At 63.5% G+C, this 1310-nt stretch carries 1 pseudogene; it reads left to right on the top strand.

Annotated features, from left to right (window positions below):
- Window positions 1–54: 54 nt before the first annotated feature.
- Window positions 55–1193: pseudogene (locus AB4Y34_RS41585) on the top strand (IS3 family transposase); the annotation flags it as partial.
- Window positions 1194–1310 lie beyond the last annotated feature (117 nt).

Genomic DNA, 1310 nt, shown 5'->3' with positions numbered 1-1310 from the left:
TGAGATTGACCCGCAAAAACGGACATCTATCCTTTGGAGAAGGAGGTGCCGATTATGGCCAAGCATCGTACCCCGTACCCGGCGGAATTTCGGGCGCAACTGGTCGAGCTGGTGAAGGCCGGACGCAGGCCGGAGGAATTGGAGAAGGAGTTCGAGCCGACTGCACAGACCATCTACAACTGGGTGGCGCAGGCTGATCGCGACGCAGGTGTGCGGCATGACGGTCTGACCGCAGCCGAACGGCAGGAACTCACACGATTGCGTCGTGAGGTCCGGCAACTGAAGATGGAGCGCGACATACTCTCTCACGCGGCAGCCTGGTTCGCGAGGGAGACGGGATCCGTTCCACCGAAGGGCGGTACGGATTCATGAAAGCGAACCGGGTCCGCTGGCCCGTTGCGATGATGGCACGGCTGCTCGGTGTCTCGACGAGCGGCTATTACATTTGGCTGGTGCGAGAGCCCGCGATGCGCACGCGTAGCGATGCGCAACTGCTCGCGCGCATCCGCACGCTGCATGCGAGCTCGCGCGGCACGTATGGGGCACCGCGTATCCATGCGCAGCTCGCGCGCGAAGGCGTACGCGTGGGGCGCAAACGGGTGGCGCGCCTCATGCGTATGGCGGGTCTCTGCGGGGCAAGCCGGCGGCGCTGGCCGCGCACCACACGGCCGCGCGCTGGCGCCCGGCGTGCGCCTGATCTGGTGCGCCGGCATTTCAGTGCCGAGGCGACAAACGTGCTGTGGGTCGCAGATGCGACCTATGTACCAACGGGAGAAGGATTCCTCTATCTGGCGGTTGTGCTGGATGTATTCAGTCGTCGCGTAATCGGCTGGGCGACGTCCAACCATCTGTACACCGAACTGATGCTACGGGCGTTGGACATGGCGTTGCAGCAGCGACGCCATGACGGTGTGATTCTTCATTCGGACCAAGGCTGTCAATACACGTCCATTGCCTTCGGGCGGCGCTGCCGCGAAGCCGGCGTGCAACCGTCGATGGGGACCGCCGGCGACGCCTATGACAACGCGATGTGTGAGTCGTTCTTCGGCACGCTCGAAGCCGAACTGCTCTGTCGCGAACACTTCGCGACCCACGAACTGGCAAGGCGGCGTCTGTTCTCGTTTCTGGAGAGCTGGTACAACATACGCCGCCTCCACAGCAGCATCGGCTACTGCTCGCCGCTCGAGTTCGAAAACCTGCATGCACAAGATCAAAGCTTGTCGTCGCGCGGGTTGCCCACCGCCGGGCAGCGTGGTCGTGACAGGCGACCCGCCGCCCGGCCGTGGACAACCCGCGATTTGATCTTATCG

It is taken from the genome of Paraburkholderia sp. BR10954 (assembly GCF_040965775.1).
GTDB lineage: Bacteria > Pseudomonadota > Gammaproteobacteria > Burkholderiales > Burkholderiaceae > Paraburkholderia > Paraburkholderia youngii.
The sequence above is the reverse complement of the archived record's forward strand: the minus strand, read 5'-3'. Positions and strand labels throughout refer to the sequence as shown.